This is a genomic window from Paenibacillus nitricinens (assembly GCF_052056485.1).
Classification (GTDB): Bacteria; Bacillota; Bacilli; order Paenibacillales; family Paenibacillaceae; genus Paenibacillus_AQ; species Paenibacillus_AQ nitricinens.
The window spans coordinates 3915648-3928948 of the sequence record NZ_CP183948.1 but is presented as its reverse complement, the minus strand read 5'-3'; the positions used below and the strand labels follow the sequence as shown (position 1 = coordinate 3928948).

General features: G+C 41.7%; 17 protein-coding genes and 1 pseudogene. 15 read left to right on the top strand and 3 right to left on the bottom strand.

Annotation, left to right across the window (positions count from 1 at the left end; genetic code table 11):
* Positions 1-20 precede the first annotated feature (20 nt).
* The 8 genes from yidC to ACN6KS_RS17320 all read left to right on the top strand — a co-directional run bounded on the left by yidC (position 21) and on the right by ACN6KS_RS17320 (position 5616).
* The gene (gene yidC, locus ACN6KS_RS17355; protein ID WP_440960139.1) at positions 21-926 is read left to right on the top strand and encodes a membrane protein insertase YidC; all 906 of its coding nucleotides are present in this window, start codon (positions 21-23) and stop codon (positions 924-926) included.
* Between the two features lie 392 nt (positions 927-1318).
* Positions 1319-1531, top strand: a complete 213-nt coding sequence (locus ACN6KS_RS17350) for a hypothetical protein (protein WP_341135091.1) — start codon at positions 1319-1321, stop codon at positions 1529-1531.
* A gap of 229 nt (positions 1532-1760) precedes the next feature.
* A complete protein-coding gene (locus ACN6KS_RS17345) occupies positions 1761-2501 on the top strand; it encodes a class I SAM-dependent DNA methyltransferase (RefSeq protein WP_440960138.1) in 741 nt (246 codons plus the stop codon).
* A 368-nt stretch (positions 2502-2869) separates the two neighbouring features.
* Positions 2870-3211 (top strand): GNAT family N-acetyltransferase, encoded by a 342-nt coding sequence (locus ACN6KS_RS17340; protein WP_280786346.1) that lies wholly within the window; start codon positions 2870-2872, stop codon positions 3209-3211.
* 2 nt (positions 3212-3213) lie between these two features.
* Positions 3214-4281, top strand: a complete 1068-nt coding sequence (locus ACN6KS_RS17335; RefSeq protein ID WP_440960137.1) for a CHAP domain-containing protein — start codon at positions 3214-3216, stop codon at positions 4279-4281.
* 120 nt (positions 4282-4401) lie between these two features.
* Complete coding sequence (fabZ, locus tag ACN6KS_RS17330) at positions 4402-4830, top strand: 3-hydroxyacyl-ACP dehydratase FabZ (RefSeq protein ID WP_094878948.1); 429 nt, start codon at positions 4402-4404, stop codon at positions 4828-4830.
* 169 nt (positions 4831-4999) lie between these two features.
* The gene (locus ACN6KS_RS17325; protein WP_440960136.1) at positions 5000-5305 is read left to right on the top strand and encodes a hypothetical protein; all 306 of its coding nucleotides are present in this window, start codon (positions 5000-5002) and stop codon (positions 5303-5305) included.
* A gap of 14 nt (positions 5306-5319) precedes the next feature.
* Positions 5320-5616: a hypothetical protein gene (locus tag ACN6KS_RS17320; RefSeq protein WP_256990037.1), complete on the top strand. Its 297-nt coding sequence runs from the start codon at positions 5320-5322 to the stop codon at positions 5614-5616.
* Positions 5617-5835: 219 nt separating this feature from the next.
* Here the strand turns inward: ACN6KS_RS17320 and ACN6KS_RS17315 are convergent, their stop codons facing one another.
* On the bottom strand, positions 5836-6237 hold the full coding sequence (locus ACN6KS_RS17315; RefSeq protein WP_094874246.1) for a VOC family protein: 402 nt from the start codon (positions 6235-6237) through the stop codon (positions 5836-5838).
* A gap of 143 nt (positions 6238-6380) precedes the next feature.
* Positions 6381-7247: a LysR family transcriptional regulator gene (locus ACN6KS_RS17310; RefSeq protein WP_280789023.1), complete on the bottom strand. Its 867-nt coding sequence runs from the start codon at positions 7245-7247 to the stop codon at positions 6381-6383.
* 181 nt (positions 7248-7428) lie between these two features.
* On the opposite strand from ACN6KS_RS17310, the gene ACN6KS_RS17305 reads away from it, so the two are divergent.
* The 7 genes and pseudogenes from ACN6KS_RS17305 to ACN6KS_RS17275 all read left to right on the top strand — a co-directional run bounded on the left by ACN6KS_RS17305 (position 7429) and on the right by ACN6KS_RS17275 (position 12201).
* Positions 7429-8616, top strand: a complete 1188-nt coding sequence (locus ACN6KS_RS17305; RefSeq protein ID WP_094874248.1) for an MFS transporter — start codon at positions 7429-7431, stop codon at positions 8614-8616.
* A gap of 76 nt (positions 8617-8692) precedes the next feature.
* Positions 8693-8806: pseudogene (locus ACN6KS_RS17300) on the top strand (glutathione peroxidase); the annotation flags it as partial.
* A 95-nt stretch (positions 8807-8901) separates the two neighbouring features.
* Entirely contained in the window at positions 8902-9495 is a 594-nt protein-coding gene (locus ACN6KS_RS17295; protein WP_440960135.1) for a chloramphenicol phosphotransferase CPT family protein, read from the top strand.
* A gap of 119 nt (positions 9496-9614) precedes the next feature.
* A complete protein-coding gene (locus ACN6KS_RS17290) occupies positions 9615-10826 on the top strand; it encodes a WG repeat-containing protein (RefSeq protein ID WP_440960134.1) in 1212 nt (403 codons plus the stop codon).
* Between the two features lie 415 nt (positions 10827-11241).
* Positions 11242-11643, top strand: a complete 402-nt coding sequence (locus ACN6KS_RS17285; RefSeq protein ID WP_440962414.1) for a carbohydrate ABC transporter permease — start codon at positions 11242-11244, stop codon at positions 11641-11643.
* 1 nt (position 11644) lies between these two features.
* Entirely contained in the window at positions 11645-11845 is a 201-nt protein-coding gene (locus ACN6KS_RS17280; protein ID WP_280789026.1) for a hypothetical protein, read from the top strand.
* A gap of 47 nt (positions 11846-11892) precedes the next feature.
* The gene (locus ACN6KS_RS17275) at positions 11893-12201 is read left to right on the top strand and encodes a hypothetical protein (protein ID WP_440960133.1); all 309 of its coding nucleotides are present in this window, start codon (positions 11893-11895) and stop codon (positions 12199-12201) included.
* 75 nt (positions 12202-12276) lie between these two features.
* Here the strand turns inward: ACN6KS_RS17275 and ACN6KS_RS17270 are convergent, their stop codons facing one another.
* The gene (locus ACN6KS_RS17270) at positions 12277-13191 is read right to left on the bottom strand and encodes an AraC family transcriptional regulator (protein WP_094874252.1); all 915 of its coding nucleotides are present in this window, start codon (positions 13189-13191) and stop codon (positions 12277-12279) included.
* Positions 13192-13301: the final 110 nt, after the last annotated feature.

Genomic DNA, 13301 nt, shown 5'->3' with positions numbered 1-13301 from the left:
CAGACGAAGAGAAGCACCTGATGAAGACGACAATGGTCCTTCCCCACATTGATATTCCATACTTTCAATTAGGGAGGACAATGATGAAAAAGATTTTATTGCTTCAAAAATGGGCGAAGCCCATTCTCGTCATGTTGATTGGAGTTATTCCGATCATTGTGCTCAGCGGGTGTTCGACAGCATCCCAATCAAACTCGATTAATGCCGATTCATCAGGGATATTTAACCACTTTTTTATTTATCCATTTTCGATCTTGATCAAATTCTTTGCGAATACATTTCATGGAAACTACGGATTATCGATCGTGCTGATGACTTTCATCATCAGACTTGCGATCATGCCGCTCATGATGAATCAAACCAAGAAACAAATGGATATGAAAGAAAAGATGGTCGTCCTCCAGCCGGAGTTAACTGCACTTAAGGAGAAGTATAAGAACGACTTCAGTGCGGATGCAAAAAAACAAGAGCAAGTCGAGATGATGCAGCTCTATCAGAAGCATCAATTTAATCCCTTAAACATGGGGTGTTTACCGATGCTTCTCCAATGGCCGATCACCCTCGCATTTTACTACGCCATTCGTCGTACCCCAGAGATTGCAGCTGACAATTTTCTGTGGTTTAGCTTGGGGAAAACTGATATGATTTTGCCGCTTATTGCTGCTGCGGTGTATTACTTTCAATTCCGCGTGTCTCAATCCGTTTCAGCGCAGGTTCAGCAAAATTCAAATAACCAAATGGCTTTCATCGGATTGTTGTCACCTATCATGATGGGTGTGTTTTCTTTTCAGATGCCCGCCGCATTACCATTATATTGGGCGGTTGGCGGTATATTCATTATCGTGCAAACGACCATTCTCAATAAAATGTACACGAAGCCAAATGTATCGAGTAAAAACCGACCCACCGGTGTAGAAGATTTATAAATTTGAACAAGGTCATAAAACAATACTAAAAACAGAGCATCTGATGCGCGACCTCAGATGCTCTGTTTTTATGAGGCGGCTCGTTAACGGGGAACATAGTTCAACATAATGAAAAAAATGAAAGGGCCATCCCACAAAAGGATGGCCCTAAAACTTGCCGTTACAGACAGCGCGGAGAACCGTATCATAAAATAAATAACGGTTAAGCTATTGGGTAACGTTAGCTCAAATACAATTTGGCAGCCCGGTAATCAATGCGATCAGCTGCCTTTATTCAACTAACGGGTAGTTTAGATGAATTTAAATACCAATATGGAATGAGAAAACAAGTCATCTCCATATTGTGATCGACATACATATTATAACTGATCTTTCTAGTAGGGGGGCTCAGTTTGAGACTGCTGATTCTTGTGGTGGGTATAGTCTTACTTGCTTTACTTTGGACAAACCCTGATAGCTCCGATTTTGAAAAGTGTGTCCATAAGAAAGAACTGACAAATTTCCAAAGAAGCACTTCTTTAGAACCTGTTGGTTTTCGAAGTGAAAATTATTTGTTTTTCTTCTCAGTACACAAACTACTGATTGTAAGGCAACAGGCAGAATAAAGTAATGATTATCAACTTAAAGAGTAGTTATTTAAGGTGCGATAAAAATTGATTATAACTATGAATTACCAAACGGTTTATAAAAAAAACAGTAAAATAATGTTAAGCACGAATGTCGATAGGCTTTTTATTTTTTAGATTATCCTTTCTGCGTCTAACTAAGCACATGTTTTTCTTATGAAAATTATTTTTCTCCAATGTAACATTGAAATGAAAGAAGGGGATGGCGTTGATTGAACATAGCAATCTTGAAGAATATCTGGATCCGGTAAATTATGATCTTGAATTTGACGGTGAAATGGACAAATATCAGTTTTATCTTGAGCTTGCTAGATCGAGTCCTGGTGAAGTGTTAGAACTTGCTTGTGGTACAGGATTAACAACTATACCCCTGTCGAAAGCCGGTATAAAGATGACCGGTGTAGATATCTCTTCAGCGATGATTGCATATGCGCAGTTGAAGGCGGAAGGGTTGACTGCTACTTTTATGGAAGGCGATGCACGTACCTTTGAATCGGACAAGCGATTTTCAATGATTTATTTGACTGGCAATGCATTTCAGGCATTCTTACGTGATCAAGATCAAAACGATTTGCTTACTACCGTTCACAAACATTTACAAGCCCATGGAATCTTTGCATTCGAGACCCGTAATCCGGAGGGAACGGATTTATCTGATCAAGAGGAGACAGAATGGGGATCATTTATTGATAAGGAGGGGAAAAACGTCAAGGTATCAGGTACACAAAGTTACGATGCTAGCCAGCATATCATGCATTGGGTCACGATGCGTGATTGGGGGGATAAACGAACGAATTCCCGAATTGCTTGTCGGTTCACAGATCAGGCTACGCTGCAATCTTTATTAACCCTTCACGGCTTTCGCGTCGAACATCAATATGCTGACTGGGATAAGACTCCGTTCTCTCCGTCATCTTCATCTATCATTAGCGTTTGTAGGAAATGTTAGGAGAGACGTAATGCATCGCAATAGGAAAAATCCCCTCAGGTCGAGGGGATTTTTGGTGATCCTAAGTTTAGCATGTTTTTCGCATTAATAAGCATTAATAACGATATATTTCCTCCGATGTCAGACTACAAGAACATGTTTAATCGACATTACACAATTTTGAGTACGTCGATTATCGTTTTTTATTAAGTGTGATGGGCTTAGTAGGGATAGAACATTGGAGAACTGCTTTGCAATCAACATTTACAATTCTCGGTTTTATTGCCCCAGTCATATTCGAATCTTGGGTAGTACGTGTAACGCTTATATGTGAATATTGTGGTAAAATGTTACAGTATTAAATGCCTAATTTGAAAGGTGAACTGCCGATGGAACAACTAATTATTGAACCCTATAAACCCGAAAGGGACGAAGCTTCAATCACAGCCATGTTGTGTAAAAATGAACAGTTTAATGTGTCTCAACAGAGTAACGAAATGCTCTCAGATGATATATTTGTTGCTCGTTACAACGACTTGACGGAAGGTTTTCTCTCTTTTGGTGGTTTTAAGAGAAGCGCGTTGACGTCGATGTTTGTTAACGAAGAATACAGAAGAATGGGCATCGGTGGCACACTTTTGGAAAAGGCGGATAAAATACTTTTCCAAAACGTAGCAGTAGAACGTTCGATAGGTTTCTGTCCTGAGTTAGTTCAGGGATTGGGGAATTAATTATGATATGTGAGAAGAAATCTAAGCGACTTGAAGTTGTTCGATTCCATGTTTCTGAAAAGCAGAGCAACTTCAAAAATCAGAAAGCTTGGGCTCATCTTTCAGGAGTGTCTACCTTCGCTTCGATGCTCGCTATGAGAAGAGGACTAGATTCGGAAATCGCTGCGATCGCGGGGGTGCTACACGATTTTTATTTCTATAAAACTGGAATAAATACCTTTCCTGGTCACAACAGTGCAGACGCGGTAAGACCTATAATACGTAGCACCCAAATCTTTACCGACGAAGAGATGTCAGTAATTCTTAGATCAATCTTTCATCAAGAAGATAGACATCGGGTTCATGGACCAGATGAGGAAGTTATTAAAGACGCTATTTTATTGCAGATGTACTTTCAAAATACAGGTAATAATATGCTTAAGACCGATATACATAGACTACAAAAAGTATTTATTGAATTAGGGATTCCGGAGGGAAATGTAGATACGGAATTTAACGTAGATGTGGAAGCATTCAATAGAGAAACTAAAGACAGGCGACTTATGCTGGCTGATTTTGCGGAAAAGCTCGCAGGGCAAAACATAATCGGGGTACCGGAAGATGAACGTTATCGGGAAATTTGCAAGTATTGGCCGGACTCTGATATCTATAAAGTACTAGAAGGTAATTGGTGTGCTGCATTTGTATACTACTGCTGTATGCAGGTTGGAATACTTCTTCCAATTAGATATCCTAACCGAATGTATCGGCTAGCTGGGGTTGGTGCGTGGTTGGATTGGGCTCAGCTGCCCGATACAAGATTTTTCTATGACGCTAAACAAGAAGAATTTAATCCGGCACGTGGTGATATTGTTATTTTTGATAAGCTTCTCTCCGATCATTCTCACGATCATATCGGCATTGTTTTAGCTTGTGATGACAATGAAATTTTAATTGCTGAAGGCAATAAAGACAATAAAAACTACTCTAGTGTCTCATACAGGGATAGAGATCATTGTATACTCGGATATGTCCGAATAGATAACAGCTATCATTATCATTTTAATGGAGAGTATATACCCTGTTATTGATTTGGAGCAGTTATTACGCTAACGGATAGGTTAGTTTAACTAGAGTTACGTTGAGTTATTTTCGGGCTGGTTTAACTCAAAGGCGATAAAATGATATTAAACCGATTAGGAGGCAAATCCATGCTTGATATTGAAAGAATTAAAGAGATTATTCCTCATCGAAATCCATTTCTCTTGGTCGATAGAATATTGGAGATTAATGAGGGGAAGAGAGCTGTTGGAATTAAAAATGTAACCATTAATGAACCTTATTTTCTCGGTCATTTCCCTGACTATCCCGTAATGCCTGGAGTCTTAATTGTAGAAGCACTGGCACAGGTCGGTGGAATCGCAATGTCCAACGTTGAGAGCAACAATCATAAAATAGGCTTACTGACGGGTATTGATAGTTGTCGTTTTAAACGACAAGTAAAACCAGGAGACCAACTCCTTCTTGAATTTGAAGTAATTCGAATTAAGGGACAAATCGTCAAAGGAAAGGGAGTCGCCACAGTAAATAATGAATTGGTATGCGAATCTGAAATAATGTTTGCATTCAGTTCGATTTAGGTTTTTAAGGTAACAGGAAAGATAGTTGAACAATACACATTGATGAGCAGGTTACCTTTATAAACTAAGTAATGGATAAAATATAAATATAAGAGCTCTCTCTCAAATTATTAGAAAATATTATGGTTCGATGTCCTTATTCGGTCGTTTCAAGGGGAGGGAAGATACCGTGCTAGATACTCAGGATATTGCTATAGAAGCATTAACTTGTTATTCAATTACTTATCAATCAATAGCTCATATTGGCCAAAATGCAAACACCATCTATAAAGTGACAGATAAGGAAAGTAACTGCTATAGTTTGCGAATACATCTATCAAAAAATGATTCGATCGAAAGTATTTGGTCTGATGAAAAAGTCATCCATTCAGAAATGATTTGGCTGGAATCATTAACAAATGATACAGATCTGGTGTTGCCATCACCTATAAAAAATAACATTGGTGAATACGTTACTAAGATAACGCAGATTTGATACCAAGTAATTTTGTGTTTCATGAACAAGAAGCTAGAGCTATTGATTTTGGAGCTTGTGGGTTCGGATATTATTTATTCGATTTAGGTTGGACACTTTCTTATATCCACCCAGCATTCAGAGACCAGTTGCTAGAATCTTACACACAACAATTCGACCTGCCTCATAACTATGTTCAACGTTTGGAAGGCTTCTTTGTAGCAGCCCAACTCGAAACAATGAATTTTTGGCTTGGGCTGCCTGAAGCTAATGAGTGGTTACCCAGTCACATTAGTAAATTAGCAAGACGGGAATTTAAGCGATGTAAATAAAGAAGAATTTCTTTTTAGTGGTACTCCTTACTGGGAGTAGTTTGTTCAATGATCAGGCATGTTAGTTCAAATATGCGTTTGGGCTAACCCAGGTGACTTGTATAAGTTTAACCCTCGAATTTTTCCTTCTAATCAACGATTTTGAATTGAATTACTGATATGAAATAGTGGGTAAAAAAAAACGCCGGTACCCTTAAGCTGGTGACCGGCGTTTTTATATTAGCGTTTCGGCATTCTACTCTCATCCATGTACAGCAGGTTCCAGCGGTGACCGTCCAGGTCGGCAAATCCTGCGCCGTACATCCAGCCGTCAATTTCACTCGGCTTGCCAAAGATGTTTCCTCCGGCAGACTCTGCTTTTTGAATAAAGGCATCTACTTCTTCTCGGCTTTTAGCTCCAATGGAAAATATTACTTCTGCGCTATGGGAAGTATCTGCGGTTTTAGAACCTGTGAATTTCTCGAACGCCGCATCCGGGAATAGCAGAATCGTTGTTTGGCCTATGTCAAGCTTGGCTCTCTCATTACCAACGCTCACTGCATGGAATCCAATCTCATTGAAAAAGGCAGTTGACCTCTCAACATCTTTAACTGGAAGGTTAATCCAGATCTCTTGTGACATGGCTGTTGCCTCCTGGAATATATTTTTACCCACTCCAACTATACTCTACTTCTGGCAGCAGAAGCGAATCTTACAAAAGAATTCGCAGTGACATTTCTGTCAAGCATTATGCGGTTTCCTTAGTAACTTCTCTCTATCGCAACTCACCCTTTATTGAAATACTCGATAGTTTTCTCAATAAATGCCTTGGCCGATTTTGTGAGGAAACGCTCGGACCGATGAATGATCTCAAAGTGACGGTATGGCGGATCGTCTGTAATTCGGATGCAGCGCAGAGTTGGTTCATTCATCGCTTGGATCAAACGATATGGCAGCAATGTTCCTCCGACGTTGGCTTTAACCAAGCTAATAATGGAAGTAGCTGAACTGGTCTCCATGATCGTATTTAAACTGAATCCATATTTACGGCAATAGCCATCAACCAATTCTCTGCCTGTAAATCCTTCGGGGAACATCACGGTTTGGATATTACGCAGATCCTGGATTCCGATCGTGCTTCGTTCAGCCCAATCATGATTCTCGGAAACGACGAGTACATATTCTTCACTGCACAATGGAATGCGTACTAGCCGATCATCAGGAGCAGACGTGATCTCGATGCCGATGTCTACTTCATTATCCAGCACTTGATTCAAGACATAGATCGAGGAGACAACCTTCAGCTGTACCTTGGGAAATCGTGTATGAAAATTCACGAGCAATGGGGTGAGCCTGTAGTCCAGATCGGAAGGGAGAACACCAATCACCAACTTACCTCGTTGATCATTGCGGAATTCAGCTAACGCATCCTGGGTATTTTGTAAATGCCGAATCATCTGTACACAGTGCTCCAGGAACAGATTTCCTGCCTGGGTCATCACAATCTTTTTGCCGACTCGGTCAAATAAGGGAACAGCGAGTTCATCCTCCAACGCACGTATTTGTTGACTCAATGTAGGTTGTGAAATACCAAGTTTTTCAGCTGCTCGTGTAAAATGAAGCTCTTCACATACCGTAATGAAATTTTCCATCTGACGAATCTCCATATGAATACCCTCTAATCATTGGTTTTAGTAATCATTTTAATAGAAACTATAGTATTGTTCAATCATTCTAATGATTCTATACTTAATCATGCACCACCCAAAGATCAGTTATTAACAAATAGGATCATAGGTGAAATGCAACGATACTACCATGAGGTGATTCATAATGAAACTTTTTTATATCGTCTTGGCGCTTATCCTGGCTTCACTGAATTTACGACCACCCATTACATCCATTTCACCTCTAATGAGCACCTTACAGAATGATCTGGGTATAAGCGGGATTACCGCCAGTCTGTTAACCACACTTCCGGTATTATGCATGGGCATATTTGCTCCGTTCTCCGTAAGATTAAGCAGAAAGTGGGGAAATGAGGGCGCAATTGTTCTGGCTTTAATCCTCATTGGGTTAGGTACGGGACTCCGATGGTTTGTTGGAACAACTCCTTTAATGATGTTCACTTCTTTTCTGTCCGGTGTAGGAATTGCATTGGCAGGGCCGCTGTTGTCCAGCTTCATTAAGCAGTACTTCCCTGACCGGGTGGCAGCCATGGTGGGTATCTACTCTACAGCGATGGTGATGGGGGCTAGCATTAGTGTTGGACTATCGGTTCCGCTTCAGCATGCGCTGGGTGGATCGTGGAGGGGTTCGTTGGCTATATGGGCATTTCTCGCAGCCATTGCATTGCCAATCTGGTTGAAATTAGCCTGGTCTGCGCGCATAGATCGACAATCCGGTAAAATCTCGAGTGTACTTATTGCACCACTTCCGGTGAATAACAAGCGTGCCTGGGTGCTGACATTATTCTTCGGGCTGATGGCTGCGATCTTCTACTCGTTGACCGCTTGGCTTGCGCCAGCAATCCAAAGCCAGGGGTATAGTCAAGAGACGGCCGGAAACATCCAAACCTTATTTACATTGATATCGCTGCCCTCTACGTTGTTCATTCCCATGCTTGTACACCGTTACCAAAGACGTGTAATCTGGCTTGTCGGGTGTGCGTTATTAGAGTTGATGGGTGTCCTGATGCTGAACTTATCCTTTAGCCCCTGGCTCGCGGCGATTCCACTCGGTATTGGAGCGGGTGGACTGTTCCCGATTGCACTGATGTTGCCCATTGATGAAACAAGCAATGCTCAGGAAGCCAGTAGCTGGTCCGCAATGACCCAGTCAGGTGGCTACATTCTCGGAGCACTTGGACCGCTAGCCATTGGCTGGCTCCACGATGCAACGGGCAGCTTCGTACAAGCTTTCTATGGTTTATCTGTAATCATTGTGCTTCAGATTATCGTTCAATTGGCTATAGGTAATAAAAAAAGTCCTCCAGCGAGTTATGATAAGCCCCAGAGCTGAGAGTTTGTTGAGGGAAATAAGTAGAGGAGATTCCTATATTATGTTATTTTTAATAATAATGCGGAGGAATGGTCTGATGACTATTTATGATTTTCAAGCGAATTCAATTCATGGTGAGCCTGTTGAATTGTCAATTTATCGTGGTAAAGTTCTGCTTATTCTGAACACTGCCAGTAGATACAGCTATTCTCGCTAATTTTTATGAGTTGGATAATTTTATGAACTTTGTGATTATAACGTTATCTGAAAAATACGCAGAGATTATTTTTTGAAGGGATGATTAATTTGAAGCAGGGGATCTTAGTTTATCTAAATGGAACTTCAAGTTCTGGAAAGACCTCCATATCGACTGAACTGATAAATCAGAAAGAAATTCCTTTTTATCATTTATCAATTGATGATTTTTTTAATAATTACAATGATTTTATTAATAATAAATTTCCAGATGAACCTCCAAGAGAAATAGATCATCAAGTTGTCTCACAAATACTTGATGATTCCATATTCTCAGTGTACCATTCGACAATTAAACTGTTATCAGAAATGGGTTTTAATGTAGTAATAGATACAGTAATCGACAATGACAAGAGATTTAATGCGTTTTTTGATCAATTTTTCGATCAGCCTACGTTATTTATAGGTGTAATATGCTCGAAAGAGGAACTCATAAGAAGAGAGAAAGCAAGAGGAGATAGAAAATTTGGATTGGCAGCTTCACAGTTTAGCAAAGTATATTGCTTTGATGAATATGACCTCGAAGTAAATACTGAAGAGATGAATCCAAAAGAATGTGCCGAAAAGATATTAAGTTTTATTAAGTCCAATCAGGAATACTCGGTATTTAAGAAATTAAGTAAAAAAAATGTTAGTGTTTCCTAGTAGGCGTATCCACCGATAAGTAGGTATTATCATATTTCACCAAATAGCAGCTCCTGTGTCCGTAAGACTGCGGAACAAAACTGCATTTTTCTGATCAGCAGTATGTTGGCGGGCGAAATGTGGGATTAAGCGAATGTCTTTGTGATTTATTCCCAATCACGCGCAACAAGCCCGGTACAAGCGTCGTCTATACTAAAGAATGGAAAATAGTCTCTGAGGAGCGTGGAGAACAGGTGCTTAAAAAGATGGCTCTTACCTTTCTATTTACGACGATGGTATTCACCACAAACGTGGCGGAGCAATCGCTGGCTGCCAGTGCGACCGTTATGCAGGCGCAGACAGGCGATCAACTGTATCCGATTGAAGTTAATGGAAAATACGGTTTCATCAACGGCAAAGGCAAGAAGGTCATCGAGGCGGTGTACGACGGATACGGATATTCAGGAGTATCCGGAGGAACGGTGTATGTCGAGAATCATGCGGTTAAAAAGCAATATTATTTCAGCTCGGCGGGCAGCAAGCTGTTCGAATACAAGCTGAGAGATGCCGGCATTCTTTATAATGACCGTGCGCTGTATACGACGCAGGTTCAGAATTCTGACGGAGCTACGGCGACACGGTACGGATATATAGACAGCCATGGCAAGGTGAGCGTACAGCCCATATACACCCGGGCGTTTAATTTCTCCGAAGGTTTGGCTCGGGTCAATGTGGGCAAAGCATCGGGGTACATCAACACCAAGGGCGAGCTGGTCATTCCGTACCGGTATAGCTCGACGTCCGATTTCTCCGAAGGTATGGCGACCGTAGTGCTTGCGTTCGGCGGCAAATACGGCTATATCGACACCACGGGCAAGCTCCGCGTTACGCCCCGGTATGATTACGCCACACCGTTTTCAAACGGGGCGGCAGTAGTTTACGTGAACGGCAAATACGGGTACATCGGCAAAAACGGCAATTACCTGATAAAACCGCAGTTCAGCATGGCGCAGCCATTCTCGGAAGGACTGGCTTTTGTCGAGCGTAATGGAGTCACCTTCTACATCAATAAGAAGGGCACCAAAGTCATCCAGGGCTTTACAGCCGGAGGGTTGTTCAAGGGCGGCCTGGCTCCGGCCAGCCAGGGGCAGAGGTACGGCTATATCAATACATCCGGCCGCTTTGTGATCAAGTCGCAATTCTATTGGGCTGACGCTTTTAACGGCGAATTGGCGGTGATCAGCTTGCTCGATCAGAATTCACGCGAGGAAATCAGAGGGTACATGAACCGCAGCGGAGCGATCGTCTGGCCGCCGGCTTCCGAACTTCCGAACGGAGTGACAAAACTATAGTAAGGCAGAACAACCGAACTTCACGGATTGTATCGAAAAAAGAGCGCATTACAGCTAATGAAAGTTATCGAAACTAACAATATTAACTTGCGGCTAAATTCTAATGGCAAATGGATGATAGCGTCAATATTATTAAAAGAATCACAGATCCCTTAGATTAAGATAACGGGACATGTTAGTGGAATAACGGTTGCTTCGGCAACCGTTTTTTATTTGTTCAACTAACTGGCAATTTAGTTGAAAAGAAAATGGTATAGTTTTCTTGTGGGAATTTGAAAGTTTGGGGTAATGTGGTTCAGCAACATCATTGGGACTTGGTGTTTCATTTTTAGGTTTAATAGTTTCATTAATTGCTTGTTTTAGGGGTGAACATAAAGCTTAAAAGACAAGTAAACAAACGAGACACGTTAGCTCAATAAACCTTCAGAAGTGTGTTTTATTTCCCTATATTGCTATCATTTATCTCGCTGGATTGCAAGGTATTCCGCAGGAATTGAATGAAGCGGCAACCATTGATGGAGCACGGGGCTGGCAACAGTTCCGACATATCACCTTTCCACTACTTACGGGGGCGATGACTGTATGTATGGTACTGTCGATGATCAGCGCCTTGAAGATTTTTGATCAGCTTGCGGTTATGACCGATGGCGGTCCGGGCTTTGAGGCGGAGACGTTAACTTATATTATTTATAAAGTTGGGTTTGGTGAATTAAGGCAAGGCTTTGGTACGGCGCTGGCCATGGTCTTGTTCTTAATCATACTGATCATTACAGTCTTCCAAGTGAAAGTTCTCCAGAAGCGGGAGGTGCAGCTCTAAAATGACGATGCAGACACGCAGAAGAGTTGGGCAAATCGCACTTTTTATGGTTACCATAGTAGTGGCTATTCTATTTTTCTTTCCTATTTTCTTCAATTTGATGTCAGCCTTTAAGAGTAATGCAGGGATCATGAAGGATGCCATAGAACGTAGAAATACTAGTTGGACTCGATTTATGTTCGTATATTTTTGGCCGGAATGATGATTCCTTTTCAGGCGTATATGATTCCTTTGTTCAAAGAGCTTAGAATGCTAGGATTGTACGGTAGCCTTGCGGGACCCATTCTTATTTATGTAGCCGGTGCGGTAGGCTTCGGATGTCTGCTGTATACCAGTTTTGTCAAAGGAATACCTAGAGAAATTGAAGAAGCGGCATTACCTTCAGGACAGGCTAAGACGCTGGTTATGGAAATTTACCGTTATATCGGAGAATTCTCTTCGCGTTGGGATATGATTTTTGCGGGAACAGCGATGTCGGTGGTACCTGTGTTGATTGTATATATCGCTTTGCAGAAGTATTTTGTGAAGGGGATTGCGTCGGGAGCGACGAAGGGGTAATTCATAAGAGGGATGTATCCTGTAACCACTTAGTGGACAGCGGAATACATCCTATTTTCTTTGGCGTAACGATCTTTAGAGTGTACTCGGATTCGCAGTTAATCGGCGGTAACCCATCGGAGGCAGACCTGTCCATCGTTTGAACTGCTTGCTGAAATGGGACACATCACGGTACCCCAGTCGTTGAGCAACCGATTCGACAGATAGACTATTATCCATCAGCAGCAGTTTAGCGTGTCGAATGATTAAGCGGGATAAATACTGCCTTGGTGACATCCCATAGATTTGGTGAAAAGCACGATTGCAATGTGTTGTACTGTATCCAAGCTTTGCTGCAATATTCTCAATACCGCCACCTCTTTCGCCTGTGCTGGCAGCGGTGGAGACGGATTCCTGCAATAGTCCTTCAATGGCGTTAGCCAGGGCCACAGTATTTTCTGTAGCTTCTGTATCTGCTGGGAGAGGCATTTCCGATAGCACCCAACCGCTAAGTGCGGTCAGAAGCTGTAGGGAAGCATGCAAGGTGATCAGGCGATTTCTATGTGTATCCTTAGACTCTGACAAAATAGAAGAATTAATGATTACGTCTAGAGCTGAACGGATGGCGAGCAGTTCAGGCGTGTTTCCACTTAGACTAACAGCATCTGCTGTGAGTAAGGCCCGCCGTAAAATCAGATCATCGATATCAAAATGCAGGCAATAATATGTCATATCACGGTTAGCATTTGAACCTAGACTACTATGCTCCACACCGGGACGAATGAACAAAATATCACCGCTTTGTTGGATGAAAGACGTATTGCCAACAGTCATCTGCTGCTCCCCCTGAAGGACAACGTTAATCTCAAACATCGGGTGAGTGTGTACGGGATATTGCCAATCCGAATTCACTTTTCTCCAATGCGCGGCAAAGATATGAAAGGCTGCTTGAATGTCCGGAGACATTTGACCATCAATAGAATTATGGAAGGCGGGATCATTCGAGATCATTTCAATCCTCTTTTACAATAAAATTTGGCTTAATTATATCATAGGTTGTTATCGATGTTTGATTTGCCCAAATAATAGAAGGCTTTAGCCCTGTTGGACTTCCAGGAATA

Excerpts from the sequence above, each read along its gene's own strand:
- fabZ (WP_094878948.1), top strand. The coding sequence starts at position 4,402 with ATGCTTGATATTGAAAGAATTAAAGAGATTATTCCTCATCGAAATCCA.
- ACN6KS_RS17335 (WP_440960137.1), top strand. The coding sequence starts at position 3,214 with ATGATATGTGAGAAGAAATCTAAGCGACTTGAAGTTGTTCGATTCCAT.
- yidC (WP_440960139.1), top strand. The coding sequence starts at position 21 with ATGAAGACGACAATGGTCCTTCCCCACATTGATATTCCATACTTTCAA.
- ACN6KS_RS17305 (WP_094874248.1), top strand. The coding sequence starts at position 7,429 with ATGAAACTTTTTTATATCGTCTTGGCGCTTATCCTGGCTTCACTGAAT.
- ACN6KS_RS17280 (WP_280789026.1), top strand. The coding sequence starts at position 11,645 with ATGACGATGCAGACACGCAGAAGAGTTGGGCAAATCGCACTTTTTATG.
- ACN6KS_RS17310 (WP_280789023.1), bottom strand. The coding sequence starts at position 7,247 with ATGGAAAATTTCATTACGGTATGTGAAGAGCTTCATTTTACACGAGCA.
- ACN6KS_RS17315 (WP_094874246.1), bottom strand. The coding sequence starts at position 6,237 with ATGTCACAAGAGATCTGGATTAACCTTCCAGTTAAAGATGTTGAGAGG.
- ACN6KS_RS17275 (WP_440960133.1), top strand. The coding sequence starts at position 11,893 with ATGCTAGGATTGTACGGTAGCCTTGCGGGACCCATTCTTATTTATGTA.
- ACN6KS_RS17270 (WP_094874252.1), bottom strand. The coding sequence starts at position 13,191 with ATGATCTCGAATGATCCCGCCTTCCATAATTCTATTGATGGTCAAATG.
- ACN6KS_RS17340 (WP_280786346.1), top strand. The coding sequence starts at position 2,870 with ATGGAACAACTAATTATTGAACCCTATAAACCCGAAAGGGACGAAGCT.